General features: G+C 69.8%; 21 protein-coding genes. 5 read left to right on the top strand and 16 right to left on the bottom strand.

From position 1 onward, the window contains the following. Window positions 1-149 precede the first annotated feature (149 nt). Window positions 150-1,550 carry an NADP-dependent succinic semialdehyde dehydrogenase gene (locus tag ACWD10_RS07340; RefSeq protein ID WP_451087974.1) on the bottom strand — a complete coding sequence of 467 codons (1,401 nt, stop codon included), beginning with the start codon at window positions 1,548-1,550 and terminating at the stop codon, window positions 150-152. 367 nt (window positions 1,551-1,917) lie between these two features. Between ACWD10_RS07340 and ACWD10_RS07335 the strand changes: the two genes are divergently transcribed. Together ACWD10_RS07335 and ACWD10_RS07330 are read left to right on the top strand one after the other, a co-directional pair. Beyond that, on the top strand, window positions 1,918-2,460 hold the full coding sequence (locus ACWD10_RS07335) for a hypothetical protein (RefSeq protein WP_451087972.1): 543 nt from the start codon (window positions 1,918-1,920) through the stop codon (window positions 2,458-2,460). A gap of 220 nt (window positions 2,461-2,680) precedes the next feature. Continuing rightward, on the top strand, window positions 2,681-3,751 hold the full coding sequence (locus ACWD10_RS07330; RefSeq protein ID WP_451087970.1) for a methyltransferase domain-containing protein: 1,071 nt from the start codon (window positions 2,681-2,683) through the stop codon (window positions 3,749-3,751). A gap of 76 nt (window positions 3,752-3,827) precedes the next feature. Here ACWD10_RS07330 and ACWD10_RS07325 read toward each other — a convergent pair whose 3' ends face one another. The 7 genes from ACWD10_RS07325 to ACWD10_RS07295 all read right to left on the bottom strand — a co-directional run bounded on the left by ACWD10_RS07325 (window position 3,828) and on the right by ACWD10_RS07295 (window position 12,457). Continuing rightward, a complete protein-coding gene (locus ACWD10_RS07325; protein WP_451087968.1) occupies window positions 3,828-4,460 on the bottom strand; it encodes a rhomboid family intramembrane serine protease in 633 nt (210 codons plus the stop codon). Window positions 4,461-4,688: 228 nt separating this feature from the next. Next, the gene (locus ACWD10_RS07320) at window positions 4,689-5,210 is read right to left on the bottom strand and encodes a SixA phosphatase family protein (protein WP_451087966.1); all 522 of its coding nucleotides are present in this window, start codon (window positions 5,208-5,210) and stop codon (window positions 4,689-4,691) included. 36 nt (window positions 5,211-5,246) lie between these two features. Continuing rightward, on the bottom strand, window positions 5,247-6,392 hold the full coding sequence (gene pstS / locus ACWD10_RS07315; protein WP_451087964.1) for a phosphate ABC transporter substrate-binding protein PstS: 1,146 nt from the start codon (window positions 6,390-6,392) through the stop codon (window positions 5,247-5,249). Between the two features lie 228 nt (window positions 6,393-6,620). After that, the gene (locus tag ACWD10_RS07310; protein WP_451087962.1) at window positions 6,621-7,733 is read right to left on the bottom strand and encodes an ABC transporter substrate-binding protein; all 1,113 of its coding nucleotides are present in this window, start codon (window positions 7,731-7,733) and stop codon (window positions 6,621-6,623) included. A gap of 201 nt (window positions 7,734-7,934) precedes the next feature. After that, the gene (locus tag ACWD10_RS07305) at window positions 7,935-9,437 is read right to left on the bottom strand and encodes an APC family permease (RefSeq protein WP_451087960.1); all 1,503 of its coding nucleotides are present in this window, start codon (window positions 9,435-9,437) and stop codon (window positions 7,935-7,937) included. 127 nt (window positions 9,438-9,564) lie between these two features. Further along, window positions 9,565-10,917, bottom strand: coding sequence for an aminotransferase family protein (locus ACWD10_RS07300; protein ID WP_451087958.1), 1,353 nt, complete (start codon window positions 10,915-10,917; stop codon window positions 9,565-9,567). A 52-nt stretch (window positions 10,918-10,969) separates the two neighbouring features. Continuing rightward, the gene (locus tag ACWD10_RS07295; RefSeq protein ID WP_451087956.1) at window positions 10,970-12,457 is read right to left on the bottom strand and encodes an aldehyde dehydrogenase; all 1,488 of its coding nucleotides are present in this window, start codon (window positions 12,455-12,457) and stop codon (window positions 10,970-10,972) included. A 246-nt stretch (window positions 12,458-12,703) separates the two neighbouring features. On the opposite strand from ACWD10_RS07295, the gene ACWD10_RS07290 reads away from it, so the two are divergent. After that, window positions 12,704-13,321 carry a TetR/AcrR family transcriptional regulator gene (locus ACWD10_RS07290; protein WP_451087954.1) on the top strand — a complete coding sequence of 206 codons (618 nt, stop codon included), beginning with the start codon at window positions 12,704-12,706 and terminating at the stop codon, window positions 13,319-13,321. Window positions 13,322-13,430: 109 nt separating this feature from the next. On the opposite strand, the gene ACWD10_RS07285 is transcribed toward ACWD10_RS07290, so the two are convergent. The 5 genes from ACWD10_RS07285 to ACWD10_RS07265 form a co-directional block, all read right to left on the bottom strand. After that, window positions 13,431-14,357 carry a LysR family transcriptional regulator gene (locus ACWD10_RS07285; protein WP_451087952.1) on the bottom strand — a complete coding sequence of 309 codons (927 nt, stop codon included), beginning with the start codon at window positions 14,355-14,357 and terminating at the stop codon, window positions 13,431-13,433. 64 nt (window positions 14,358-14,421) lie between these two features. Then, a complete protein-coding gene (locus tag ACWD10_RS07280; protein WP_451087950.1) occupies window positions 14,422-15,552 on the bottom strand; it encodes a M20 family metallopeptidase in 1,131 nt (376 codons plus the stop codon). Next, window positions 15,549-16,223, bottom strand: coding sequence for a DUF1028 domain-containing protein (locus ACWD10_RS07275; protein ID WP_451087948.1), 675 nt, complete (start codon window positions 16,221-16,223; stop codon window positions 15,549-15,551). The genes ACWD10_RS07280 and ACWD10_RS07275 overlap by 4 nt, the downstream gene beginning before the upstream one ends. Beyond that, window positions 16,220-16,690 (bottom strand): RidA family protein, encoded by a 471-nt coding sequence (locus ACWD10_RS07270; RefSeq protein ID WP_451087946.1) that lies wholly within the window; start codon window positions 16,688-16,690, stop codon window positions 16,220-16,222. Before ACWD10_RS07270 ends, ACWD10_RS07275 begins: the two co-directional genes overlap by 4 nt. A gap of 89 nt (window positions 16,691-16,779) precedes the next feature. Next, a complete protein-coding gene (locus ACWD10_RS07265; protein WP_451087944.1) occupies window positions 16,780-18,075 on the bottom strand; it encodes a flavin-containing monooxygenase in 1,296 nt (431 codons plus the stop codon). A 351-nt stretch (window positions 18,076-18,426) separates the two neighbouring features. Here ACWD10_RS07265 and ACWD10_RS07260 point away from each other — a divergent pair, with 351 nt between their 5' ends. Beyond that, a complete protein-coding gene (locus ACWD10_RS07260; RefSeq protein WP_451087942.1) occupies window positions 18,427-18,639 on the top strand; it encodes a hypothetical protein in 213 nt (70 codons plus the stop codon). 277 nt (window positions 18,640-18,916) lie between these two features. On the opposite strand, the gene ACWD10_RS07255 is transcribed toward ACWD10_RS07260, so the two are convergent. The 3 genes from ACWD10_RS07255 to betA form a co-directional block, all read right to left on the bottom strand. Continuing rightward, window positions 18,917-20,218, bottom strand: a complete 1,302-nt coding sequence (locus tag ACWD10_RS07255; protein WP_451087940.1) for a lipase family protein — start codon at window positions 20,216-20,218, stop codon at window positions 18,917-18,919. 120 nt (window positions 20,219-20,338) lie between these two features. Further along, window positions 20,339-22,441, bottom strand: coding sequence for a choline BCCT transporter BetT (gene betT, locus ACWD10_RS07250; RefSeq protein WP_451087939.1), 2,103 nt, complete (start codon window positions 22,439-22,441; stop codon window positions 20,339-20,341). 5 nt (window positions 22,442-22,446) lie between these two features. Further along, window positions 22,447-24,105, bottom strand: a complete 1,659-nt coding sequence (gene betA, locus ACWD10_RS07245) for a choline dehydrogenase (protein ID WP_451087937.1) — start codon at window positions 24,103-24,105, stop codon at window positions 22,447-22,449. Window positions 24,106-24,230: 125 nt separating this feature from the next. Here betA and betB point away from each other — a divergent pair, with 125 nt between their 5' ends. Next, window positions 24,231-25,691, top strand: coding sequence for a betaine-aldehyde dehydrogenase (gene betB, locus ACWD10_RS07240; RefSeq protein WP_451088341.1), 1,461 nt, complete (start codon window positions 24,231-24,233; stop codon window positions 25,689-25,691). Window positions 25,692-25,706: the final 15 nt, after the last annotated feature.

The following is a 25,706-nucleotide window of genomic DNA, read 5'->3' as shown; positions in this document are numbered from 1 at the left end:
GCGGCGGCGTCGGCTGAAGGGGGCGGAGGGCACAGAGACAGAGCGCACAGAGACAGAGGGCGGAGACACTGAGGACGGAGAGACGGAGGGCGGAGCATCCTCGGCTTAGCCGTCCCCGGGCCCGAACCCGCCCAGCGCGAGCTGCCGCCTCAGGTGTCGAGTGGGCCGTACCAGACCGTCGTGGCGTTGCAGAACTCGCGGATGCCGTGGCCCGCCAACTCCCGTCCGTAGCCGGAGCGTTTGACTCCGCCGAAGGGGAGGCCGGGGTGGGAGGCGGTCATGCCGTTGAAGTAGACGGCGCCTGCCTGGACGTCGCGTACGCAGCGGTCCATTTCCTCCTCGTCGCGCGTCCAGACGTTGGAACTGAGCCCGAACGGCGAGTCGTTGGCGAGCTCCACCGCCTCGGCGACGCTCCCCACCCGGTACAGCGCGGCCACCGGGCCGAATGCCTCCTCACGGTGGATGCGCATCTCGTCGGTGATGTCGGCCAGGACCGTGGGGGCGTAGTACCAGCCATGGCCCAGATTCTCGGGACGTCGTCCGCCGCACAGCACCGCCGCGCCCTTGTCCACCGCGTCATCGACGAGTGCCTCCAGGTCCTTGCGGCCCTGTTCGGAGGAGAGCGGCCCGACGTCGGTGTCGTCGTCCGTGGGGTCGCCGACGGTCAACTCCCGCATGCCTGCGACGAATCGGTCACGGAAGGCGTCGTACACATCGGCATGCACGATGAAGCGTTTGGCGGCGATACAGGACTGGCCGTTGTTCTGTACGCGCGCGGTGACGGCGGTCTCGGCCGCGCGGTCGATGTCGGCGCTGGGCAGCACGATGTAGGGGTCACTGCCGCCCAGTTCCAGGACGGTCTTCATCACCTCGTCACCGGAGACCGAGGCCACGGAGCGCCCGGCGGGCTCACTGCCGGTCAGGGTCGCGGCCGCCACCCGCTCGTCGCGCAGGACACCTTCGACGGCGCCCGAGCCGATGAGGAGCGTCTGGAAGCAGCCGTCCGGGAAGCCCGCGCGGCGGAAGAGATCTTCCAGGTAGAGGGCGGTCTGCGGCACGTTCGAGGCGTGCTTGAGCAGGCCCACGTTGCCCGCCATCAGGGCGGGGGCGGCGAAGCGTACGACCTGCCAGAGCGGGAAGTTCCACGGCATCACCGCGAGTACCGGGCCGATCGGCCGGTAGTGCACGCGCACCCGGGACGCGCCGGAGTCCTCGACGTCCGCCCGCGCGGGCTCCTCGTCCGTGAGGAGCGCCTCGGCGTTCGCGGCGTACCAGCGCAGCGCCTTCACGCACTTGGCGACCTCCGCGCGGGCCGCCTTCAGCGTCTTGCCCATTTCGAGGGTCATGGTGCGCGCGGCGGTCTCGGCGTCCTGCTCGAGCAGGTCGGCGGCGCGCTCGAGGAGACCGGCGCGTTCGGCGAAGGTGGCGAGGCGGTACGCCCGGTACGCCGCGTCGGCGGCCGCGAGCCGCCGCTCCACCTCCTCGGGCGTCAACGCGTCAAAGGTCTTGATCGTCTCGCCCGTGGCGGGGTTGACGGTGGCGATGGGCATGAGGTTCCTCCTCCTCGCGCCCCAGCTCGATCCGGGCCTCTTCCTCGACCCTCGCGAGCTGCGGGCGGGAGCGCAGTGCCGTGCGGTCGCGGCGCGCGCGGGGTGCCGCGGCGCCGTCGCCTCCCACGCTAGGGGCGGGACGGGAGGGGCGCTCCTTCGCGGGGCCCGGTGGCGTCCGTACGGCGGTCCACTGCCGTTCCGTGAACACCCCTCGATCTATCCGCTCGGCATCGAACCGCGAAGCCCAGGCTCTCGCCGAGGAGGCCGTACAACCCATCAGCGGACCCATGGGTCTTACCGGGCGACCAACGTATGCGCGCGCATATCCCGAATCTCATGCTTTGTCAGCTCAGAGAGGGAACTCGCAATGCGTTCAGCCCGGTTCACCAGAACCTCGCTCACCGCCGCGGTCTGCGCCCTGGCCCTGCTGTCGGCCGGAGCCGGAGCGGCCCACGCAGCCGGCGACGGCGGCGGGGCAACCCCGCAGGTGAAGGACGTGCGGACCAGCACCGCCCCGTCCCCCGACGGCAATCCGGCCAGCAAGGCCGCACAGGTGGCCGGCGTCTGTGATGACGCGGTGCCGATCGGCACGACGGGGTACATCAAGCGCGGTGGTGCGACCATCGCGTCCGTGAAGCAGTTCTACTCCAAGGAGTGCCAGGAGAACTACGGCTACGTGTGGGTGTGGCAGAGCTTCCGCGCCAATGCCGCCCCGTATGACGTGACCGGTGGCGTCTACAGCTACGACGACGACACGGTCCACGGAAAGAACGGCTGGAAGGCCACCACGCAGCAGGAGTTCTGGTCGGCCCCGGCCGACACGGTCACCCACTGCACCTCGGGCGTCGGCACGCTGCGCCCCGCGGGCGCCCCGCAGCCGTCCCAGGCGTACTCGGAGCGGCGCTGCTGACAGATCCCGCACGCACGACAGGGGCCCTGCGGGCGGCTCATCGCCCGCAGGGCCCCTGCTGACGCCCTCTGCTCCCTCTGCGCGTCCGATGCTCGGATTGGGTGAGGCGATCCGGCCCGAGCGTCGCTGCCCGTCGTGGCGGCGACGCAAGGGAGCGGCCCGGTGCTGTGCTTTCCGGGCAGTGAGCACTCGGAGATCGTGGTCGACCAGGAGGGACAGCGTGGTGGCGCAGCGCGAGTTGGATGAAGCGAAGGTCGAGGCCTTCATGGAGAAGGCGCTCGGGGATTTCAGTGGGACGATGACGGTCGGTCTGTGTCACCTGGGCGACCGGCTGGGCTTGTTCAAGGACCTCGCGGCCCATGGCCCCGTCGGCAGCCAGGAGCTTGCGGACCGCCTGGACCTGAATGAGCGTTACGTACGCGAATGGCTGCGAGGGCTCACCGCCGCGGGCTATCTGAAGGAACCGGAGCCCGGGCGCTTCGCCCTTCCCGCCGAGCACGCCCCCGCCCTGGCCGATGAATCAGGGCCCATGTTCCTCGGCGGCCTCTACCAGATGATGCCCGCAGCCTTGGCGCCCTACGACCGATTGAGTGAGGCGTTCCGGCGTGGCGGAGGCGTACGACAGAGCGACTACCCGGACTCGCTGTGGGACGGCATGAGCCGTTTCACCGGCAGTTGGTTCGAGAGCGTCATGGTCGACGACTGGCTGAGTACCTTTCCGCACGTCATCGAGAAGCTGGAACGGGGTATCGACGTCGCGGACGTGGGATGCGGCGCGGGCCGCGCCCTGATCGTGCTGGCCAAGGCGTTTCCCCGCTCCCGTTTCACGGGTTTCGACAACTTCCCGGGCCAGGTGGAACGTGCCCGGGCGAACGCGGAGAAGGCCGGTGTCGCCGACCGCGTGACCTTCGAGACGGTCGATGCCGCCGAGGGGCTTCCGGAGCGCTACGACCTCATCACCACCTTTGACGTCATCCATGACTCGGCGGAACCGAAGCGGCTTCTTGCCGCCATCAGGGCCGCGGTCAAGGATGACGGCGACTACCTGATGCTTGAGATCAATTGCGAGGACCGGCCCGAGGACAACGTGGGTCCCGTTGCGGCGATGTTCTACGGGTTCAGCATGTTCTATTGCATGACCACGTCGCTCGCGAACGGCGGAGCCGCCCTCGGAACGTGCGGTATGCCCGAGTCGGTCGTACGTAGCTTGAGCGCCGAGGCTGGCTTCAGCGACGTAGTCCGCTCCACGGCGGATGACCCTTTCAACGTCCTCTACGACATCAAGCCGTAGCCGACACCGGACGTGCGGCGGCGGGGAGGCTCGGTGTTCGGTCGGTGGTCACGGCCCCCTTGGCGGGCTTGTCGGGTCAAACGCCGGGTGGGCGTATCTCCCGGCGCCCGTGCTGGAACAGGAACGCCGCCGCCACCCCGCCGAGCAGCCCGAACAGGTGCCCCTGCCAACTGACCGCCGCCGCCGTCGGCAGCGCGCCCAGGAGGATCGAGCCGTACAGCGCGAGGACGAGCACGCCTATCAGGACGTCCGCGGGACGGTGGTTCACGAAGCCGCGAACCAGCAGATAGCCGAAGAGTCCGAAGACCACGCCGGACGCCCCGGCCGTCACGGAGTACGCCGGGGCCGTGAGCCAGACGCCCAGGCCACTGGCGAGGATGATCACCGCTATGACCGCGGCGAAGCAGCGTACCCCGGAGAGCGCGGCGAGGAAGCCGAGGATGAGCAGCGGCACGCTGTTCGCCAGCAGGTGGTCGAAGCCGAAGTGCAGGAAGGCCGAGGGGATGACATCGCGGAGCTCGCCCACCTCACGCGGGGAGACACCGAAGGTGTCGAGGGCATGGCCGCTCGCCGCGTCGATCACCTCAAGGAGCCACAGCAGCGCCAGCCAGGCGAGCATGACGATGGCAGCGGTCTTGACGCGGCCCCGACGCTCCGGGGGCGTCGGCCGCGGCGTGGGATAGGCGGCGCCGAATGGGTCGTACGACATGAGCATCCCCCTTGCTTGCCCTCGCCCGTTACAACGCCTGGGAGGGTCGGCTGTGTTCCGGCCCGGCGGAAGGGCTCGGACACGTGCAGCCCGCACCCGAACACGGGGAGGAGGCGCGTCAGTGGCGGTGGTCGGCGCCTCAACCTGCTCGTGCCCCGCGAAGGGCTCGCCGAACACGACGCCGACGCACACGCCCTGCGTGCTTCGGCGTCGCGGTCGGCCGCACCCTCAAGTCTTCTTCCCGCGCGGGACGGCGACCGCGGTGAGCAGGGCGGCGTCGGGCGCGAGGGCGGGCCAGGTGCCGCGCCAGGTCAGGACGGCGATCGCGGACGTGGGGAACTTCGTACGCACGCGGGTGAGCGCATCGTCGTGATCGTCGCGGGCCAGGGTGAGGATGAGGTCTTCCAGGCCGGGGTTGTGGCCGATCAACAGCAGCGTCCCGGTCTCGTCCGGTGTTTCGCGTACGACCCGGAGCAGGGCGGGGACGTCTGCCGCGTACAGCCGCTGGTCGTACCGCACGGGCGGGACGGTGTCCCACTGCGCGGAGGCCAACTCCCAGGTCTGGCGGGCCCGCAGGGCGGTGGAGCACAGGGCCTGGTCGGGGCGGTAGTCAGCTCGGGCGAGCCACTGTCCGGCGGCTGGTGCGTCCCGGCGGCCGCGCGGGGCGAGGGGCCGGTCGTGGTCGGCGACGCCGTCCGGCCAGGCGGACTTGGCGTGCCGCAGGACGATCAGGTGGCGCAGTGGGGTCATGGCTGCCTCCCTGGTCGACTGCCGCGGCCACGTCGGTCAGGACAGGCTGTCGATCTTGCTGCGGACCTTGTTCACGATGGTGGCGGGGAGCGTCGCGTAGCCCTGGAAGCTCAGGTCCTCCTGGCCCTTCGCGCTGGCGACATACGTCAGGAACGCCTTGGTGGCGGACCATGTCTCCGGCTTGTTGCCCTTATCGCAGACGATCTCGTACGTGACCAAGTTGATCGGGTAGGCGTTCGAGGCCTTGGTGGTGTAGTCGAGCTCGAGTACGAGGTCGTCACCGGAGTCGGCGATTTTCGATTCGGCGATCGCCTTGGAGGCCGTGAGGACACTGGCGTTGACCGGAGCGGGGCCGCCGGTGGCGATCGCGACCGTGGGAATGTTGCCGGCGATCGCATGCGACAGCTCGACGTAGCCGATCGCCCCCTCGGTCTTCTTCACCTGCTCGACCAGGCCCGAGGAACCATCGGCGGACTTGCCACCCTCGGCCTTCCACTCCTTGTTGTGCCCGTGCGGCCAGGCGCTCGGTGCGGCGGCGCTCAGGTAGGAGGTGAAGTTGTCCGTCGTGCCGGAGGAATCGGAGCGGTGTGACGCCTGGATCGGCGTCGACGGCAGCTTGGCTTCGGGGTTGAGCTTCGCGATCGCCGGGTCGTTCCACTTCGTGATCCGCGAGTCGAAGATCTTGGCGAGTGTGGGGGCGTCCAGGACCAACTTGCTGACCCCTGGCAGGTTGTAGGCGATGGCGATCGGGCCGCCGAGCACCGGCAGGTGGACGGCCCGACCGCCGTTGGAGCAGACACTCTTGGACTCGGTGATCTGGTCGGCGCTCAGCGCGGAGTCGGAACCCGCGAAGGCGGTTCTGCCCTTCAGGAAGTCGGTCTGACCGGCACCGGAGCCATTGGCTTCGTAGCTGATCCGGGTATCCGGGCAGGCCCGCTTGTAGTTCTTGATCCAGAACTTCATCGCGAACTCCTGCGCGGACGAGCCGGAAGCCGACACAGTGGCCGCCTTGCCGCACTTAATACCGTCGGCACCTTTGGTGACGGGCGAGGTAGCCGTGGGCGTGGTGCCGGAGGGACGCGAGTTGCCGTTCCCACCGCAGGCAGTCAGGAGCAGGGCGCCGGAGACAACCGTCGCGCCGACCGCCAGGGTGCACGGTCCGCTCTTCCGCTGAAGCTTCACCTTCGGTGCTCCTTCCTGCAGACGGCCGGGGCCGGCGCAGCAGAGGGGGGTGGGGCGCCGCTTGATCCCTGCGGCGTACGTCTGAGTAGCGATGCCTGCGCGGCGGTCGGATGCCCGTGGATCGGGTGGTGATCAGGCGTCGGCGTCCGTCACTATACGCAGCGAGTCTATTACTTTAGGTAATATCCCCGTGGGCTGTGTCGCCGCCTCTTGGGCCTCCCTGCCCCCTCAGCCGCTGTGAAGGATCCGGAAGCGATCGGGGTCCGCCGGATCTCGTTCAACGACTTGGATCGGCGCCCAAGCCCACTGCCAAACGCTGATGCCGGGCGTGCGGGAGAACTGGATCTGCCCGCGGGTGCCTTCGACTGCGACGCGCGGCCAGGATTCGGCGGTGCGCGTCCGGTCCGTGCCGTGCGAGCGCAGTACCTCCGTGAGGACGGCGACCGTGTCGTAGCCCTCGAAGGCGACGAAGGAGGGCGCTTCGGCGAGCTGTTTGCTCAGGGCCGTCTCGACTCGTGCACCGAGTGGGGTGAGGCGCTCGGGCAGGTAGCGCAAGAACGGGATCGCGGCGCCGTCGTCGGCGAGCAACGTCGCCCATTCGGCGAACTCCGGTTGTCCGGCCGGAGCGCCCACCATGATCTCGGCGAGGCGCTGGTCGCGGCGGACCGCCTTGACGATCGGCACCGCTGGGTCCGGGTGGCCGACCAGGAGAAGGAGGGCGGTCGCGCGGTTCTTGACGAGTTCGTCGCACACCGCCGTGGGGCTGAGCGCGCGCATGTCGAGTTCGGTGACGGTGCCGCCGCGTGGAGCGAGGTAGTCGCACAGCACGCGAGCACCGGATGCCCAGTAGACACTCGGCTCGGCTGCTACGGCGATGCGACTGTGGCCCGCGCCGAGGAGGAAGTCCGCGTAGATCTGCCAGCCGCGGGACTGCGCCGGGGCGAGGCGCGCGACCCAGTCCGTCGGCTGTTCGGTGAGCGCGTCGAGAACCGCCGACGAGCAGAGGAACGGCACACCGAGGGCGTCGGCCCTGGCGGCGGCGGCGCGAGCGACAACGCTGTGATACTCCCCCGCCAAGGCGGCCACACCCAGGGCGGCCAACTCATCTACGGCCGCCGCGGCCCTCCGCGGATCAGCCGCGGTGTCTCGCACCACCAGCTCGAGTGGTCTCCCGACGATCCCGCCGCCCTCATTGACTTCGCGAACGGCCAACTCGAGTCCAGCGAGCAAGTGTTGGCCCGCCTCGACCCAGCCGGGCCGAGTCAGCGGAACGAGAGCGCCGATCCGGACGGATGACCCGTCAGTTCCCTCCGCTCCAGGTGGCGATGGTGGCGTATTCATGCGTCGGCGTCTCCCGTGTGACGATTCGGTCGCAGCTTGCCCGGATCGCAGGTCGGCAGGCCGACTCCACCCGCACGTCCCTGACCACGTAGCCGCTGCTCATGCCGCCCATGGTTCGGTCGGTCACGGCATGCCCGCAACTGATTTGAGATCGGCAAGGCTAGCGCTGCCTCGCTCCTGGAAGCGCAGCGACCGGCACGACTAGGAGTCCGCGCCAGCGCCGACCGGTGCCGGGCCCGCGCGGCGCGCAAGGGACAGACCGGCGGCCCCGACGAGCAGCAGCACCGCGACGGTGCCGAGGGTGAAGGCCTCGAAGGAGAGGCGGGAGACGCCCCAGATGTCGTGGAAGACGTAGTCGATGCCGAAGAGGCCTTCCAGGACGCCGGGGAAGAGTGCCGACCAGGAGCCGATGAGGATCCAGGCATAGACCAGGGCCGCGCAGGTGAGGAAGCCTCGGTTGCCGAAGGGGACTTGGTAGGGGCGGGTGACGTCCGGGCGGCGCAGGCGCAGGACGACCAGTGCGGGGACGATCACCAGGTAGGACAGCAGCAAGGTAGTGACCGCCACGGTGAGGACGACGGTGAAGACGGCTCCCGTGTCGCCGTCCACGAGGTGCATGGCGGCGAGCATGAACACCGTGGCCACGGCTCCGGAGAGGAGGTTGGTGCGTACCGGTGTGCCGAGTCTGGGGTGGAAGGCGCCGAGGGCGCGGGTGAAGAAGCCACCGTCGGCGGCGGCCATGGCCTGCATGCGGTCGCTGACGATCATCCAGGCGCTGCCCTGGGTGAGGAGCGCGAAGACGAACATGGTGGCGGTGAGGGTGAGCAGCGGTCCGGCCGCGTCGCCGTAGACCCCGAAGACGAGGCGGGCGCCCTCCATGAAGCCGCCTACGCCGGTGACCTGTTGGGCGGGTACGACGGCCAGGAGTGCGAGGACCGGCAGCAGATAGCAGCATGCGGCGACGGTCGCGGAGCGGCCCAGAGCGGCGGGCACGTCGCGTTGCGGGTCGTGCATCTCCTCGCCGGCGGCGTTCGGGGCTTCGAAGCCGACGTAGGCGAACAACAGGATCGGCACGAGGGCGAGGAATCCGGCGGTCGTCGGGGTGAAGCGGGCGTCGGCGAGGCCCTGGAAGCCGTGTTGTGCCCCGTACAGCACGGCGGTGACGGTGAACAGGGCGAGGCAGAGGACCTTCACGACCGCGCCGGCCGTGGTGATCCACTTGCCGCGGCTGAGGGAGACGACCGCGGTGAGGATGGCGATCCAGATGAACACCAGCTTGAACGTGTAGTCGGCGACGGTGCCCGAGCCGAGGTGGAAGACGAAGCCGTCCCAGGTCTCGGCGGCGAGGAACACCAGGGAGCCGCCCAGCCAGATCGGGTTGGTGACCCAGTAGAAGAGCGTCGTGAGTGCGGCGGCCGAGCGGCCGAGGGCGAGTTTCACCCAGACGTACGGGCCGCCTTCCTGGGGGAACGCGGCGCCCGTCTCGGCGAACAGCAGGGCGTAGGGGACGAGGAAGAACAGGGCGATGGCGGCCGTCCAGGTGGCGGCCTCGCCGCCGCCGGTGGCGATCTGTCCGACGGTGTCGAAGGAGATCACCGCGGCGACGGCCATGGCGGTGATGTCGAAGCGCTTGAGGCTGCGGCGCAGGACGGTGGTGCCGGTGTGGGGTGGGTGCGGGGCGAGGGTGGTGAGTTTGGAGGACACGGGCAGTTCCTAGGGCAGGAGGCGGGGACTGCGAGCGGTGCGTACGTACGGGCGCGGCGACGGCGTGGGGGTTCCGTGTCGGGGCGGGGGCGGGAGGCCCGTGGGGGTAACCGGGCCTCCCGGGGTGTCAGGCGGGGCGGATCTCGCCGGTGGGTTCGGTGCGTTCCAGGACGCTGCGCAGGGCGGAGGCCGCTTCCTTGGCCTCGGTCTCGGTCATGATCAGTGGCGGGGACAGTACGAGGCTGTGTGCGGAGTCGCGGACGATGACGCCGGTCTCGCGGCGGATGACGTCGTGCGGCATCAGTTCGGGGTTCAGGGGAAGAGGGGTGCGGGTGGTGCGGTCGGCGACGAGTTCCACGGCGAGCATCATGGCGACGGAGCGGATCTGTCCGGTGATCGGCAAGTCGCCCAGCTGGGCGGCGAGTTCGGCGTGGAGAAAGGCGCCGAGGCGGGTGGCGCGGGCGAGCAGGCCCTCGTTCTCGATGATGTCGAGGTTGGCGAGGGCGACGGCGGTGGCGACGGGATGGCCGTTGTACGTGTAGCCCATGGGGAAGCCATGGTCGCGCAGCAGGACCTCGGCGACGTGGTCACCGACGAGCAGGGCGCCGAGCGGGACGTACCCGGAGGTGATGCCCTTGGCGGTGACAATGATGTCGGGGGTGATGCCGAAGTGCTGGGCGGCGAACCACTCCCCCACACGTCCGTACGCCGTGACGACCTCGTCGAAGATGAGCAGGATGCCGTGCCGGTCGAGGACTTCGCGGACCCGGGGCCAGTAGTCGGCGGGCGGTACGAGCATCCCGCCGACGCCCATGATGGGTTCGCCGATCATCGCCGCGATGTTCTCCGGACCGATCTCCGCGATCCGCTCCTCCAGCTCCCGAATGAGGAAGTCGGTGGGGTCCTGGCCGTCGTACAGCTCGGTGCGGTACGGCCACGGCGGGGTGAGGTGCGAGACGTGCGGCATCATCGGGGCGAAGCCCTCGTGATACAGGGGGAATCCGGTGGCCGAGCCGCCGCCGTAACCGATGCCGTGGTACGCCTTGCTGCGCGCCAGGATCCATGTGCGGCTGCGGTCGCCGCGGCGGTGGTGGTAGTAGCGGGCCATCTTGATCGCCGCCTCGTTGCCCTCCGAGCCGCCGGAGGTGAAGTACACGTGGTTCAGCGGGTCGGGGGCCAGGGCGGCGAGGCGGGAGGCCAGTTCGATCGCGCGGTCGTTGGAGAACTCCCAGAAGCTGGTGAAGTATTCGAGCTTCGTCATCTGCTCGTGGGCGATGTCGGCCAGATCGGTGCGGCCGTGGCCGACCTGGGCGAGCCAGAGGCCGCCGGTGGCGTCGAGGTAGCCGCGGCCCTCGGAGTCGGTCAGGCGGCAGCCCGATCCTTCGGTCATCACGATGCGCTCGGTGGTGCTGCCCGGCAGGTAGGGGTGGATGAGGTGCGCTCGGTCGAGGCGGGCGAGGTCCGCGGCGTCGAGGGTCATGGGTGGTGCCTCTCTTGCTCGAAGGCGTGGGTGGGTTCGGTGGCGGGCCCGGTCAGCCGTAGGCGATCCACGTGGTCTTCAGGCCGGTGTACTTGTCGAAGGAGTGCAGGGAGAGGTCGCGGCCGTGGCCGGACTGCTTGAAGCCGCCGAAGGGCGTGCAGGGGCTGAGCGCGTCGACGGTGTTGACGGAGACGGTGCCCGCGTGCAGGGCGTCGGCGACGCGGTGGGCGCGGCCCAGGTCCCGCGTCCACACGGACGCGGCCAGGCCGTAGGCGGAGTCGTTCGCGAGGCGGACCGCCTCCGCCTCGTCGCGGAAGGGCAGCACGGTCAGGACGGGGCCGAAGAGTTCTTCGCGTACGAGTCGGGCGTCGGGGGTCAGGCCGGTGACGACGGTCGGGTCGAGGTAGGAGCCGTCGCGGTCGGGACGGGTGCCGCCGCAGGCGAGCGTGGCGCCCGAGGAGCGCACCGCGTCCAGGACGCGTGCCACCTGGGCCTCGTCGATCAGCGGGCCGAGACGCGTGGTGGGGTCGAGCGGGTCGCCCGGCAGCCAGGTGCGGGCGTGCTCGGCGACCCGGTCCGTGAACTCCTCGGCGACGGACGCCTCGACGAGCAGGCGGGTGTTGGCGGAACACACCTGCCCGGCGTTGTACGCGAAGCCCCAGGCGGCACGTTCCGCGGCGGCCTCCAGGTCGGCGTCGGCAAAGACCAGGTTCGGGCTCTTGCCGCCGGCCTCGGGCCACACCTGCTTCATGTTCGACTCGGCCGCGTAGGCGAGGAATCGTCTGGCCACAGCGGTGGAGCCGGTGAACACCAGGGTGTCGACGTCCGGGTGGAGTCCGAGTGCCCGGCCGGTCACCTCGCCGGGGCCGGGGACGACGTTCAGGACACCGTCAGGAAGCCCCGCTTCCGCGGCGAGTTCGGCCAGGCGCAGCGCCGAGAGCGGTGACTGCTCGGCCGGCTTCAGGACGACGCTGTTCCCGGCTGCCAGGGCAGGCGCCAGTTTCCAACTCGCGATGTCCAGCGGGAAGTTCCAGGGCACCACCGCGCCGACGACGCCCAGCGGGGCGCGGCGCACCAGGGCGAGGTTGCCGGGCGGAGCCGGTGCGACCTCGTCGTAGAGCTTGTCGGCGGCCTCGGCGTACCAGGAGAAGACACCGGCGGCGCCGGGCAAGTCGGTGCCGTACGACTCGGCGATGGGCTTTCCCATGTCGAGGGTGTCACAGAGAGCGAGTTCCTCTCCGTGGACCTCGATGAGGCGGGCCAGCTCGGCCAGGACGCGCTTGCGTTCGGCGGGGGCGGTGCGCGACCAGCGGCCGTCCTCGAAGGAGGTGCGGGCCGCGGACACGGCCCGGTCGACATCGGCGGCCGAGCCGACCGCCACATGGGCGGTGGTCTTGCCGGTGGCGGGGTTCACGGTGGGGAGCCACCGGTCGGCAGAGTCGTCAGCGGGGTCGGTCCACGTTCCGCCGATGAAGAGGCGGGTACGTGGCGCGAGTTCGGCGGCACGCTGCCGCCAGTGCGAGTGCGAGTGCGTCGTCATGCTGTGGCCTTCGATTGCGTTGAAGGGGCCGGGAGAGTCGGCGCTCGTCCGGATGCTCGTGGCGTCGGAGGGCCGGGCGAAGGTGCTGCCCGGAGCGGCCGGGCAGGGCTGCGGCGAGGCAGCTCGACGAGAGCGGTCCAGTCGAATTCTTTGAGATGAGATTCAAACAATGAGGGCACGAGCCGTCAATGCTCTCGACCGGAACTTGTTGCGAAAGATGGTCCGGGTAACAGAGAATTAACCGCCATGGGCAAAGTCGGCAGACCACGCAATCAGACGGCGCGCAGGCAGGCTCTCGTCTCCGCCGCGGGGCAGGCCATCGCGCAGCGCGGCCTCGAGGGCCTGCGCATCAGGGACATCGCGGATGTGGCCGGCGTCTCCCAGGGCTCGGTCCTCTACTACTACCCGGAGCTCGACGACCTCGTGCTCGAGGTGCACCGGGGAGCGGTGGAGAGCTTCCTGAGCTCCCGGCAGCGTGCGTACGACGCAGTGGCATCGGGGGATCCCGCGGCGCGACTGCGTGCGCTCCTCGACAGTGGTCTGCCCGACAGCGCGGAGGACCCGGTCCACGGGCTGCTGTACCAGCTGCACCGGCGTGCCGGGCGCAGTCCTGGCCATGCCGAACTGATGACCTCGCTCTTCGCCCGCGAGGTGGCGCTCTACACCACCGCCCTGGAGGTCGGCGCCGCGACCGGGGCGTTCTCCCTCGCCGCGTCCGCGCACGATCTGGCACACGGCCTGGTGGCGTTGGAGGACGGCTACGGCCTGCACATCGTCAGCCACAATGCGGCTCTGCAGCCGGACCGGGCCCGGGAGTTGATCCTTGCGCACGCTCGGGCGGTGACGGGCTGCGCCGAGCTGTAGGGCTCGACAGGGGTGCCCGGAGGTGCGCAGTGCTCGACGGGGGTGCCCCGAGGTCCGCAGTCCTCGACGGGGGTCCCCGGAGGTCCGCAATGCTCGAGGCGACCGCTCCTCAGACCTCGGTGGGCCGGGCGGCGATCTCCCGCAGCAGGTCCATCAGCGCTCGAGCGCGGGCGGTCTGCGCCATCCCCGCCACGGAGGCGATCCTGACCTCGAGCGGCGGTCCCGCGTCGAGGAGCTCAAGTGCCGCGATCTCTCCGCCGCCGTACGTCTGGCCGGTCGCGGGCCGCTGGTTGAGGACGGAGTATCCGAGTCCTCGGGCGACCAGGGAGCGTACGGTCTCGTAGCTCTGGGTGCGGTAGCGGACATCGGGGGCGGTGCCGGTGGCGGCCACCAGGGAGCGGAAGTAGTCGCGGCTGTGCGGAAGGTCGAGGAGGACGAGCGGTTCCGTGGCCAGTTCGGTCAGCCGCACCCTCTCCTGGGCGGCCAGCGGGTGGTCGGCCGCGACGATGACATGGGCCGGGGCGCGGGCGATCGTCTCGCTGTGCAGTTCCGGCTCCGCCCGCAGGCCGAGGTCGTAAGTGAGGGCGAAGTCGATGCGTCCCGCCGCCAGGGCGTGGACGAGCTGGTCCGTCTCCGCCTCCACCACGTCGATCTCGATGCCCGGATAGCGTCTGGTGCACTCGCTGAACAGGGACGGCAGGTAGAACGGGGCCAGGGTCACGAAACAGCCAACGGCCACCGGCCCGGAGATGGTCCCGCCGTCTCCCCGGGCCTCGCGTTCGACCTCGCGGGCGCGGGCCAGCAGATCCCGCCCCTGCTGTTGGAGCCGCTCACCGGCGGGGGTCAGGGTCAGGCCGCGGCCCCGTCGGCGGATGAACAGCTGCACCCGCAGCTCCCGCTCGAGGTTGTGGATGGCCGCGGACACGGCGGACTGCGCGATGTGCAGCTCCTGCGACGCCTCCGTCATCGATCCGCACTCGGCGGCGACCAGGAAGTAGCGGAGCTGAGCGAGGGTGAAACCCAGCGGTGACGTCATGCGAGCCCCTTGCGCCCGGTGAACCGTGTCCGTATCCGTATCCGTGCCCGACCCTATGCGGCACCTATCTGCCGCTTCGGTCCACGCCGGTCCAGGCCAGTGCGATCGCCCCGTCGAGCAGGGCGCGCTCAGCTGTCCCGCCGACGCAGTAGGCGGCGAACTCGTGCTGGTGGTTGGTGGCGGGCAGGGAGCCGATGCCGATGTAGGGGTGGATGGCCGGGACGACCTGCGAGACGTTGCCCATGTCGGTGGAGGCGCGGTTCATGCGTGCGGCCCGGCCGGGCGGGGCGAACTCCCGCCCCAGGGCAAGGGCGTTGGCACGGTAATGCCTAAGAGCGGTCTCGTCCGTGCGGAACTCCGCGTACGGCTTGCTCTCCGGCTCGACCTCGAGGTCACAGCCGGTCGCGAGGGCGCCCGCCTCGAAGGCCCGCATGACGCGTGGCTCCAGCTCGGCCAGTTCGGCGAGCGTCTCGGCCCTGACGTACCAGCGTCCGGTCGAACGCTCCGGGATGGCGTTCGGAGCGTCCCCGGCGTGCGTCACCACGCCGTGCACCCGGGTCGAGGGCGGCAGTTGCTGACGCAGAAGACCGAGGGCGACCTGGGCCACGGTGAAAGCGTCGGCCGCGTTGATCCCGGCCTCCGGGTAGGCGGCGGCGTGCGCGGACTTCCCGGTGTACGAGATCCTGGAGTGGCTGACGGCGAACGGGCGGGCCTCGGCGACGTCCACCGGCGCCGGGTGCACCATCATCGCGAGGTCGGCCCCGGTGAACGCGCCGCGGTCGAGCATCTCGATCTTGCCGCCGCCACCCTCCTCGGCCGGAGTGCCATAGACCTCCACGGTGAGTCCGGCGTCGTCGGCAACGGCGGCCAGGCCGAGCGCGGCGCCGACCGAACTGGCCGCGATGAGGTTGTGCCCGCACGCGTGGCCAAGGCCGGGCAGCGCGTCGTACTCGGCACACAGCGCGATCCGTACGGGCCCGCTGCCGAACCGGGCGAGGAACGCGGTGTCCAGGCCCACGTAGGACGAGGTGACGTCGAATCCGGCGCGGTCGAGCAGTTCGGGTACGGCCGCGGCGGCCCGGTGTTCCTGCCATGCGGTCTCCGGGTCGGCGTGCAACTGCTCGGAGAGCGCGATCAGTTCCTCGGCCTGGCGGTCGACGGCCTGCCGGGCGGCCTTCTTCAGCGCGCCCGTCACAGGTCGCCCGGGACGCCGTAGGAGGGGGCAGAGGCGGGGTCGAGTCCGCGCCGCACATAGGTGTCCCGCTCCGGCAGCCATACGGCGAGGAGTTCACCGAGCCGGTCCACGGGGTCCTCGGCCAAGTCCACCCGCAGGTCCGTCACCCGCCAGCCGACGTCCGCGACGACCGCCAGGCCCGCCGAGTACACCGGTCCTTCCTCGCCACCGGCCACGACGGCGGCCTTCAGGGCGGTGAGCAGCCGCTCTTCGAGCTCGCCGGTCGCGGTGAACCAGGCGTCGAGGAGTACGCGGGGGATGTGCTCGCCGGACAGCAGGTTGCCGGCCGCCACCGCGCCGTCCGCGGTCGCCGAGGCGTGCCTGCCCAGGGTGTGCGAGCCGCTGTGGGCGAACCCCGGACCGGAGCGGCCAAGGACGGTCAGTTGACGGTAGGCGATGGTCTTCGCGTTCCGCTCCGCACCGGTGACGTCGGCCAGGGCGCGTTCCGCGTCTCCGTGCTCCGCGAGACCGTCAAGAAGGCTGGTGCCGAGCGTGGGGTCGGTGACGTTCTGCGATGCGGCGGCGCCCACCCCGGGCCGCAGATGAACGACCCGGGCGGCGACCGCCGGGCTCGACGAGCTGACCGCGATGCCGAACCGCTCGCCGTCGCGTACGACCAGGGAGAACGTCATGCTCGCTCCTCCCCCGGGAGCACGGCGATGGCGTCGATCTCGCACAGCCACTCCGGGCGGGCAAGGGCCGACACCACCAGGCCGGTCGAGATCGGGTGGACGCCCTTGGTCCAACGGCCCACGGTGCGGTACACCGCCTCGCGGTAGCGCGGGTCGACCAGATAGATCGTCAGCTTGACCAGGTGCTCCATCCGGCTGCCCGCCTCTTCGAGCAGCATCCTGATGTTCGCCATGGCCCGCTCGGCCTGCGCCTCGGCGTCGCCGATGCCCACCGACTCGCTGGTGTCGAGGTCCTGGCCGATCTGGCCCCGGACGTACACCGTGTCACCGGCGACGACGGCCTGGCAGAGGTCGTTGTCGAGGTTCTGCTCGGGATAGGTGTCGCGCGTGTTGAACGGGCGGATCCGGGTGTGCCCGCCGACGACGATCGGGGCCTTCGCCTCGCGGCCTGCGCTCGTGGAGGTCACTTTCCGCTCCTCAGCTCTCCCATGCCGTCTCCCATGCCGTTTTCCTTGTCGTCTTCCTTGTCGTCTTCACCTGTCGTCTTCACCTGTCGTCATTCCTTGTCGTCATTCCTTGTCACCGGCTCGGCGACGGGCCGGTCGGTGGTGCCGTACTCGAGATAGCTCCGCCGGGTCGTGATGTGGTCGGCGATGTACCTGGCGTCGTGCCAGGCACCCCAGATGAAGCTCGACCCGCGGCGGGACAGCCAGGGCAGGCCCACGAAGTAGATGCCGGGCTCGCACGACACGCCTCGACGCTGCTTCGGCCGTCCGTTGTCGTCGAACGCGTCGACCTCGAGCCAGCCGTAATCGGTGGCGAAGCCCGTTGCCCAGACGATCGAGGTGACGCCGGTCTCCGCGAGGTCGAGTTCGAGGCGGGGATCGGCCACGCACACCGGGTCAGGGCCGAGTACGTGGGCCTCGGGCTCCTCGGGAAGGGCCAGGCCATTGCGCTCGACGTACGCGTCGGCCGCCCTCAGGAGCGCCAGGTACTTGGCGTCGCCGTCCGCGATGTTCCGGGCGAGATCCGGCGCGAAGCGCAGTACGCCGTCGGCGTGGGACGCGGTCAGGCCGACGAGCTCGATGCCGTCGGCGGCCAGGGCACGGAAGTCCACGGTGTGGCCGCCGCGGGCGCCGCTGACCGCGATGGTGACGTGTTCGGCGCCTTGGGGCGGCGTCTCGGCGTCCCAGAGCCCGAGCACACCGAGCCACCAGCAGAAGTCACGTCCGCGGTACGCGCGGGGCGGACGGTCGTGCGGGCCGACGGAGAGGAAGACCCAGCGACCGGAGCGGCGCAGCTCGTCGGCGATCTGGACGCCCGAGGACCCGGCTCCGACCACGAGGACCGCGCCTTCGGGCAGTTGCTCCGGGTTCCGGTACTGACTGGAGTGGAGCTGCAGGGGGACGGCGCCGTCCGGGACGATGGGCGGTATCACGGGCCGCTGGAACGGTCCGGTCGCGGCCACGACGAAGCGTGCGTCGATGGCGCCTTCCGACGTCTCGACCCGGAAGCCCGGCCGACCGTCGCGCTTGCGTACCGAGGTCACCTCGACGCCGCACCGGATCGGGGCACCGATCTTCTCGGCGTACGTGACGAAGTAGTCCGCGATCTGCTCCTTCGAAGCGAAGGCATCGGGGTCGACACCGGAGAACTCGAGCCCCGGGAACCGGTCGTGCCACGCGGGCCCGTTCGCGACCAGGGAGTCCCACCGCTCCGAGCGCCACCGCTCGGCGATACGGTGCCGCTCCAGGACGACGTGCGGTACGCCGTGCGCGCCCAGGTGTTCGCTCATCGCCACGCCTGCCTGGCCCGCCCCGACGACGACAACTTCCGTTTCTTCACTGGGCACTTGAACCTCCACTCGCGCGGGAGTCGATCGTGGTGTCACGCTGACTGCGCTACCGCACGAAACATCCTTGAGCGCGCCGGAAACCCTGTCCAACAGAGGTTTCCGCGGTAGGCGATCTGATTTCTGGATGTGGACGGGCCACCGCCGACCATGGGCTACGGCAACGCCGCAATCCGCCAGATACCGGCACCTGTTGATGCCTCATCGGTCGCGCTCCCTGTGCGGGGGTGACGCTGGCGGGACCGTTTGCGCTGTCAGGGGTGTGTCGGCCAATGATCAGCGTGCCGGATCCGCGGCTTGTTGGTCCTGGTCGACTCAGACAAGTGATCACTAGCGAAGAGAGCGTTACTCATGAGCTACAACGCCCAGATCGAGACCCGTGAGATAGCCGACGACGCCCTGGACGGCGTGGCCGGTGGGGCGCACAGCGGCCTGTCCCTGGCGAGCCACGCGGGCCACCTGCAGGGCGTCGGCGGCGTCGAGCTTGCCGGCCACGGCGTCGTCTCGGCCGGTGCGGTCAACCTGAACAACGGCCACACGCACCTCAACGTCGCCTCCTTCTGATCTGCCGGATCTGCCTGATCTGCCTGATCTGCCGGAACGGCTGAGGCCGTTCGGACGCGTCTGCCCCCTCGGCCCACCGGCCGAGGGGGCTTTCCGCGGGCTGCGGCGGTGTGACGATCACTGGGCCGACGGCGCTGAAAAAGGTGAGTCGACTGGTCATCGGCGCACCGGATCCGCACGCCCCCGTGTGCGGATCCGCTTCCGGCGCGGGCGAGGTGCCCCGCCCGCGCCGGTCCGGCCGGACAGGCTGCCCGTACCTGTCCTGACGTACGTCGGCTCAGGTGCCGCAGTTGCCCGACGTGGGCTCGTCGGCGAAGCGCTTGCCGAGCCACTCAAGTGCCGGGCCGTTGCCCTGAATTGCCGTCCCCACATGGGACTGCCCGGCGAAGGACATCCACTCCACGGCGTGCCCCTTCGCGCACCAGTCGGCCCGCAGCTTCTGCCCGACCGCGTAGGGGATCGTCTCGTCCGCGTCCCCGTGGTACAGGAACATCGGCGCCGACGGCCGCTCGGTGCCGATCAATTGCTCGGCGATGGCCTGCTGCCAGTCCGGCTGGTCCAGCGGGTTGGACGTCGTGACGTCCTCGATCGTCTTGCCGCGCCCGGCCTCAAGGACCGTCCCGACGCACTCGTTCCGTACCACTTCGGTGAGCTTGCGGCCCTCGTCGTTGAGGTACTTGTCGAGATCGAGCGCCGGGTCGGCGGCGTTCTGTCCGACGGCGGACATCAGCAGATAACCGGCGCTGTCCCCGCCCTCGAGGGACTCGGCGACCTTGGCGAGATCGGCGGGAACGCCGCCGCTCGCCGTGCCCTTGACCTTCAGCTCGGGGGCGTAACTCGCGGCCATTTCGGCGGCCTTCGCGCTGGCACCGCCGCCCTGCGAGTAGCCCATGATCCCGACGGGCGCCTCCGCGGTGACGCCGTACTTCGCCGCCTCCGGGTGCCGCTGGGCCGCACGCGCCGCGTCGAGCACGGCGCTGCCCTGCGTCCTTTCCACCATGTAGGTGTGGTCGCCAGGGGTGCCGAGACCTTCGTAGTCGGTGACGACGACGGCGTAGCCCCGTACCAGCGCGGCGTTGACGAGCGGCGCCTCGGCCGTCGTGCCGCCGGGGAATCCGGCGGACGGCGCGCACTTGTCGCCGAGTCCGACCGTGCCGACGGCGTACGTGATCAGCGGGCGTGGGGTGGTCCTGCCGTCGTCGGGGACGATCACGGTGCCGGAGACAGCGTTGGGGCTTCCGTCGGCGGAGGTCGACCGGTAGGTGATCTTCCAAGCCTTGGTGGGGGTGGGCTGGCCCGGCGTGTACTGGAACGAGGACGGTTCCGAACCGAGGATCTCGCCAGGGGCGGTCTTCTTTCCTGGCTTCTTCCCCGGCTTCTGCCCTGGCTTCTTCCCTGGCTTCTTCCCGGCCTGACCGTGGTGCTTGTCCTTTCCATGCTTCGCGGCCGAGGGGGTGGCGTCCGGTGCGCCGACCGGCGCGGTCGCGTTCTGCGCGGTGGCGGACCCGGGGAGTCCGAGCACGCCCACCGCGAGCACGGCAACTGCGGCAACTGGTCGTCTGCGTAAGGCTGGCCTCATGCAGCTCTCCCAACTCTCCTGTGAACAAGGGGGGTTGGCAGCACCGTACTGACCCGTCAGTAATACGGCTATAGGCGTGCAGAGGTCGTGGCGGACCCGCGAAGATCGGGGAGACGGGCCCTAGGTCCTGTCGTCGGGAAGCTGTACGTCCGCCGTGTCCGGGCGGTGGTCGGGCAGCGTGGCGTGGGCGGTGGCCTCGCGGTGCAGTCGCAGGAACTCCAGGTGGCGCTCGTACTGGTCGAGGATGTCGCCGATGAGCTGCTGCTTGCTGTAGCCCATCACGTCGTATCCCTGGCTGCCGTCGGCGAGATGCACCTCGAAGCGCACATAGGTGTCGGCTTCGCCGACCACCCGGGTCGCGAAGACCGGCGTGGGAGTCTCGATCGGCCACACCCGGTAGACGAACTCCTCCGTGCGGCCCATCGGCGCGCGCAGCTCCAGGGGCGGGATGTCGGACTCCTCCGCCGGCAGCTCGATGACCGTGGCCTCCGCGCCCTGCCTCCGCAGCTCCTCGGCGACCTCCTCGAACGCCGGGTGGCAGATCTCGTCGACGAAGCGCCGGGCCGCCCGCTTGGTGGGGAAGGTCATCGCCCGGGTCAGCCGCTGCCGCCAGTTCCGCTCCGCCGCCGGGCCCGCGCTCGACGTCCGGCCGGAGAGGGACGAGGGCAGCGACGTGGTCAGCGCGTCCTCCCGCATCCCTTCGACGCGCAGCGCCTTGTAGAGGCCCGCGATGATCAGGAACATCACCACGGAGAACGGCAGGCCCATGATGATGGTGGCGTTGGTCAGCGCCTCGACCCCGCCGACGATCAGCATGGCGAGGGTGAGCAGCCCGAAGGTGCTCGCCCAGAAGATGCGCAGCCATGCGGGGGCGTCGGTGGTCGGGCTCTTGAGGTGGCTGCTGAGATTGGCGAGCACCAGCGATCCGGAGTCGGCGGAGGTGACATAGAGCAGCAGCCCGACGAGGGTCGCGATGCCGGCGCTGAACAGCACCCCCGGGTACTGGTCGAGGAGCCCGTAGAAGCCCTGTTCGGGGAAGTTCATGGCGTTCTCGCCGAACGCGGTGTTCCCGGCACGCACGATGAACAGCGCGCTGTTGCCGAAGATGGAGAGCAAGGTCAGCGTGAAGAAGAACGGGATCACCAGCGTGGCGGCGACGAACTGCCGGATGGTGCGGCCTCGCGAGATCCGGGCGAGGAACAGCCCCACGAACGGCGCCCAGGCCACCCACCACGCCCAGAAGAACAGCGTCCACGCGTTGAGCCACTCGGTGGGCCGGTCGAAGGCGAAGGTGTTCAGCGTCATCGAGGGGAAGCGGCTGACATAGTCGCCGACGTTCATGACCAGGGCGTTGAGCAGCCGGGTCGGGCTCTCGGCGATCAGCACGTAGAGCATCAGCGTGATGGCGAGCACCACGTTGAGCTCGGACAGCCGCCGGATGCCCCGGTCCACGCCTGCCACGGCGGAGACCGCGGTCAGGAGTACGGCGAGCACGATCAGCGCGATCTGCACGGCGAGTCGCTCGGGCACATCGAAGAGGAAGTTGAGCCCGTAGTTCAGTTGGACCACGCCGATGCCCAGGGACACCGAGATGCCGAAGACCGTGCCGAGGACGGCCGCGAGGTCGACGGTGTCGCCGATCCGGCCGTGGATGCGGCGGCCGATGATCGGGTACAGCGCGGACCGGATGGCCAGCGGCAGCTTGTAGCGGAAGGAGAAGTAGCCGAGCGCCATCCCCATGAGCGCGTACATCGCCCAGCCCGTGATGCCGTAGTGGAACAGCGTCCACACCACCGCCTGCCGGGCCGCCTCGACGGTCTGCGCGTCCCCCTCGGGCGGCGCCAGGTAGTGGCTGACCGGCCCGGAGACGGAGAAGAACAGCAGGTCGATGCCGATGCCCGCAGCGAACAGCATGGCCGCCCAGGCGAACAGGCCGAAGTCCGGCCGGGAGTGCTGCGGGCCGAGCTTGATGCGCCCGTACCGGGACGCGGCGACGTACACCACGAAGATCAGATAGAAGGTGGCGGCGGCGAAGTAGTACCAGCCCAATCCGTCGGAGATCCAGCCGACCACGGTGCCGATCGTGTCCTCGGCACCCTTCGGGGTGATGATCGCCCAGATCGACACCGCGAGGATCAGTGTGGCGGACCCGCCGAAGACGACGGTTTTCACCCGGTGGGGCGGTGGGGTGACCGCCGTGGCGCCGCTAGTGGGTTCGGTCACGGGCCTCAGCTCTCCTGAGCGCGGTACTGGTAGAACCCGGCGGTGGACGGCGGCAGCGGAGTGTTGCCGAGGATCAGGTCGGAAGCCTTCTCGGCGAGCATCATCACGGGTGCGTAGATGTTGCCGTTCGTGAGGTACGGCATGGCCGAGGCGTCGACCACCCGCAGTCCTTCGAGCCCGTGGACCCGCATGGAGGTCGGGTCCACCACGGACATCTCGTCGATGCCCATCCGGGCGCTGCAGGACGGGTGGTAGGCGGTCTCCGCGTCGCGGGCGACCCACTCGAGGACGGCCTCGTCGTCGCTGACCTCGGGGCCGGGTGAGATCTCGCCCGCGTCGTAGTCGGCGAAGGCGGGCTGCTTGAGGATGTCCCGGGCGACCTGGACGGCCTCCACCCACTCCTTGCGGTCGTTGGGCGTGGAGAGGTAGTTGAACCGCAGCGCCGGGTGCTCATCGGGATGCCCCGACTTGATCTTCACCGAGCCGCGCACATCGGAGTACATCGGGCCGATATGGACCTGATATCCGTGCTCGGCGTCCACCGGGGTGCCGTCATAGCGCACCGCGATGGGCAGGAAGTGGAACATCAGGTTGGGGTAGTCCACCTCGTCATTGCCGCGTACAAAGCCACCGGCCTCGAAGTGGTTGGTGGCTGCCGGGCCGGTATGCGAAGTCATCCAGCGGATTCCGACGGCGGGGCGGTTACGCCATTTGATGAGCGGATTGAAGGAAACCGGCTGCTTGGCGGCGTGCTGCACATAAACCTCCAGGTGGTCCTGGAGGTTCTCCCCGACCCCGGGCAATTCGTGCCGCGGCTTCACGCCCACCCGGGACAGCTCGTCGGGGTTTCCGATACCGGAGAGCTGAAGCAGCTGCGGAGTATTGATCGCGCCGCCGCAGAGGATCACCTCACCGCCGTACACCTGCTGGCGTTGCTTTCCGTAACGGCGGTATGCGACGCCGACCGCCCGCTTTTCCTGGAACAGCACCCGGTCCACCTGCGAGAAGCACTGCACGGTGAGATTGGGACGCTTCATGACGGGGTGCAGATATGCCTGGGCGGCGGACCACCGGCGACCGTTCTTGATGTTGCGGTCGAAGCGGGCGAAGCCTTCCTGCTTGTAGCCGTTGACGTCCGAGGTCAGCGAGTGGCCGGCCTGCTGCGCCGCCTCCAGGAACGCGGAGAACAGCGGGTTGTCCGCCGCTCCGCGCTCCAGCCACAGGGGCCCGCCCTGGCCGCGCCACTCGTCCGCCCCGGCCGCGCAGTGCTCCATACGCTTGAAATACGGCAGGCAGTGCGCGTAGTCCCAGCTCTCCATTCCGGGGTCGGCGGCCCAGCGCTCCAGATCCATGGGGTTGCCGCGCTGGAAAATCATCCCGTTGATGGAACTCGATCCACCGAGCAACTTGCCCCGGCCGTGGCTGACTCGGCGTCCGTTCATGTACGGCTCGGGTTCGGACTCGTAACACCAGTCGTAGAGCGGATTCCCGATGATCATGGTCAGGGCGGCGGGCATATGGGTGAGGACATCCCACTTGTAGTCCGGCCGCCCCGCCTCGAGTACGAGCACCCTGTTGCCCGGGTCCGCACTCAGCCGATTCGCCAGGGCACACCCCGCAGAGCCGCCACCGACAATGATGTAGTCATACTCAACCCGGGCCATGGCGCTCCTTGGGCTCTCGTTGCAGCTCTCGGCGTTGCGCGCCTAACGTAAGCCGTAATCAATTCCCAGCGCACAACGGTGGGCCGTAATTCGGCGTAATCGGGAGAGGATTTCCCACGTCCAGTCTGTATATCGACGGAGAGTGGGTGGCCGCGGTCGCGGGCGCCACGCGCGAGGTCATCAACCCCTACGACCAGTCCGTGATCCGCACCGTGGACGAGGGTGGCCCGCCGGACGCCGAGGCCGCCGTGGCCGCGGCGCGGGCCGCGTTCGACGGCGGCGACTGGCCGTCCTGGACGCCCCGTCAGCGGTCGGAGCTGCTACGCCGGATGGCCGAGTACCTGCAGCGGGACCGGGCGGAGATCGCCCGCCTCGAGACCCTGGACACCGGCAAGACCCTGGTGGAGAGCGGCATCGACGTCGACGACGTCACCAACGTCTTCGCGTACTACGCCGGACTTGCCGAGGCGGACGCCGGACGGGTGGTGGACGCGGGCGATCCGCGCGTCCGCAGCCGCGTCGTCCATGAACCGGTCGGCGTCTGCGCGCTGATCACCCCGTGGAACTACCCGCTGCTGCAGGCCTCGTGGAAGGTCGCCCCGGCGCTGGCGGCGGGCAACACCCTGGTCATCAAGCCCAGCGAGGTCACGCCGCTGACCACCATCAAGATGGTCGAACTCCTCGCGGAGGCGGGCGCGCCGCCCGGCGTCGTCAACCTGGTCCTCGGCGAGGGCGCGGCCACCGGGGCGCCGCTGGTGGAGCACCCCGGGGTGGACCTGGTGTCCTTCACCGGCGGCCTGGAGACCGGCCGCCGGATCATGCGCTCGGCGGCGGACACCGTCAAGGACATCGCCCTCGAACTCGGCGGCAAGAACCCCAACATCGTCTTCGCCGACGCCGACTTCGACGCGGCGATCGACTACGCCCTGATGGCGGTGTTCTTCCACGCCGGGCAGGTCTGCTCGGCCGGTACCCGGCTGATCGTGGAGGACTCGCTGCACGAGGAGTTCGTCGCCCACCTGGTGGAGCGCGCGGAGCGGATCCGGCTCGGCAACGGCCTGGACGAGCACACCGAGAGCGGCCCGCTGGTCTCGGCCGCACACCGGGCCAAGGTCGAGGCATATGTGGAGCTGGGCCTCAAGGAGGGCGCACGCCTTGTCGCGGGTGGCAGCCGTCCGGACGACCCCGCGCTGCGCGACGGCTTTTTCTACCGGCCCACGGTGTTCGACGACTGCACCCGGGACATGCGCCTCGTCCAGGAGGAGACATTCGGGCCCATCCTGACCGTGGAGCGCTTCAGCGACGAGGCGACCGCCATCGAGCTCGGCAACGACACCGAGTACGGGCTCGCCGGGGCCGTATGGACCACCGACGCCGCACGGGCCGAAAGGGTCGCGCGGCGGCTGCGGCACGGCACGGTCTGGATCAACGACTTCGGTCCGTACCTGCCGCAGGCCGAGTGGGGCGGGTTCAAGCGCTCCGGCATCGGCCGCGAGCTCGGCCTGGACGGCCTTGCCGAATACCGTCAGGCCAAGCACATCTACGAGAACACCGCGCCGGAGCCACAACGCTGGTTCGCCCGCTGAGCGCTGGCCTCACGG

This window comes from Streptomyces sp. NPDC002851, from assembly GCF_053591935.1.
The sequence above is the reverse complement of the archived record's forward strand: the minus strand, read 5'-3'. Positions and strand labels throughout refer to the sequence as shown.